The organism is Oceanobacillus indicireducens (genome assembly GCF_014647195.1).
In the GTDB taxonomy this organism is placed as follows: Bacteria; Bacillota; Bacilli; order Bacillales; family Amphibacillaceae; genus Oceanobacillus; species Oceanobacillus indicireducens.
The window spans coordinates 101,033-102,626 of record NZ_BMOS01000013.1 but is presented as its reverse complement, the minus strand read 5'-3'; the positions used below and the strand labels follow the sequence as shown (position 1 = coordinate 102,626).

Annotated in this window: 3 protein-coding genes; all 3 read left to right on the top strand. The window is 32.1% G+C overall.

From position 1 onward, the window contains the following. Positions 1-76: 76 nt before the first annotated feature. Positions 77-658, top strand: a complete 582-nt coding sequence (locus IEX94_RS10900; RefSeq protein ID WP_194461807.1) for an MFS transporter — start codon at positions 77-79, stop codon at positions 656-658. 47 nt (positions 659-705) lie between these two features. Next, the gene (locus IEX94_RS10895) at positions 706-1,143 is read left to right on the top strand and encodes a GNAT family N-acetyltransferase (protein WP_188857214.1); all 438 of its coding nucleotides are present in this window, start codon (positions 706-708) and stop codon (positions 1,141-1,143) included. Between the two features lie 233 nt (positions 1,144-1,376). Further along, entirely contained in the window at positions 1,377-1,556 is a 180-nt protein-coding gene (locus tag IEX94_RS10890) for a DUF1648 domain-containing protein (protein WP_188857198.1), read from the top strand. The last annotated feature ends 38 nt before the right edge of the window (positions 1,557-1,594 follow it).

Here is a 1,594-nt window from a genome sequence, read left to right as displayed (position 1 = left end):
TGAATTAGTTTGAAATAGATGACCTGGAATAATGTGCTAGTTTACAGGAATGTCTTTTATAAAGATGCACAGAGTATTGGTATTATTACTATTCGTCAACTTTTGTATTTTTTTTATTGAATCTCAAATTGAAAGTAGTTTAGCTCAGCATATTGAATTGACTCAAGGCAATGGAATTGAAGTAATAGGAGTAATGCTTTCTATCGGGACTATCTTAATACTAACATTACAACCATTTGTTGGGTACGTAATAAAACAGTTTAATGAAACAACCGGTTTTATGATGGGTGGAATACTATTTAGTACTGGACCTATTTTGTTTTTATTTACTTCGTTTTCTTCGATGTTTTGGTATATTGGTATGATCGTACTCACATTAGGAGAGTTGATTCTTGGACCTAAACTCCAAACACTTACTGTAGAATTATCTGATGAAAATAATAGAGGCACTTATTTTTCAATAACTGGTATCGGTAGCAATTTAGCTTATTTTTTAGGTCCGGTAATTGGTTCTTTTTTAATAAGCAATTCCTCCATAATAATTTTACTGAGTGCTATGACTATTATTGGGCTCTTCGGTACACTTTTGTTAGTTAATGTATCAAAAAGAAAAAAACATCATACCCAATTTAGAAATGAACAAATAGAATCTCATTAGATTTAAAAGAAGTTTAAATCGGATTGAAGTGAGTGGAATACTTTAGAATGGATATTAGAAGACCAAATGGTTCTGAACTTGAAAAGATTATTCAACTATCTCCGCAAGCCTTATTCGATGGTACATTAGGTGAAGTAAGACCCACAAATGAAAAAATTAAAAGTCTTATTGAACCATTATTGGAAAAAGGAAGCTATTATTTAATAGCAATTGAGGAAGGTAAACTAATGGGTTGGATCCTTATAGGAGAAAGTAGAGACCAATTCACTGATAAGATGAATGGTTTTATTTATGAATTATTCGTTTTGGAAGAATTTAGAGGAAATGGAGTTTCTAAACAATTATTGAGAACTGCTATTGATGAACTAAGAGAAAATGGATACCCTGAGGTTCGTCTAAGTGCATTTGCGGGTAATCAAGCCATTAAACTTTATGAGAAATTGGGCTTTAACATTAGAACAATCTCCATGAGTTTACCCTTATAGAAATAGATTTGCACTAATGGATGGTTCCTTCAATAAGAAATAATATATCTTTTATTATTCCGCCATCTCAGACGTATATCTAAACACAAAACCGCACTGTAACAAAGATTATTAAATATTGGATTTTTTGTATACTGGAGGAGAAATTCAGGCAGCAATTTTTGCGAAGTTTGTCAGTGCGAAGATTGGGGTGATAGAGCGTGGGGAAAAGTCTAAAACGGGGGAAAAGTAAAATGAGAAACAAGCGTTTTAAAATAACTCTTTCCACCATCTCCATTTTATTTTTCGGTTATCATATATTCAATTTATTTTATCTCTGGTCAGACATCCCAAGTCAGATTGCCATTCATTTCACTGGTAAGACTCCAGATAATTGGGGTTCCAAATACATTTTATCCTCATTGGCTTATTAGTCAAAAACCCGGAAAAAATGAACTATGTTAATTTAACA

Bases quoted from the DNA above. Each gene is read 5' to 3' on its own strand.
- IEX94_RS10895 (WP_188857214.1), top strand. From the start codon at position 706: ATGGATATTAGAAGACCAAATGGTTCTGAACTTGAAAAGATTATTCAA.
- IEX94_RS10890 (WP_188857198.1), top strand. From the start codon at position 1,377: ATGAGAAACAAGCGTTTTAAAATAACTCTTTCCACCATCTCCATTTTA.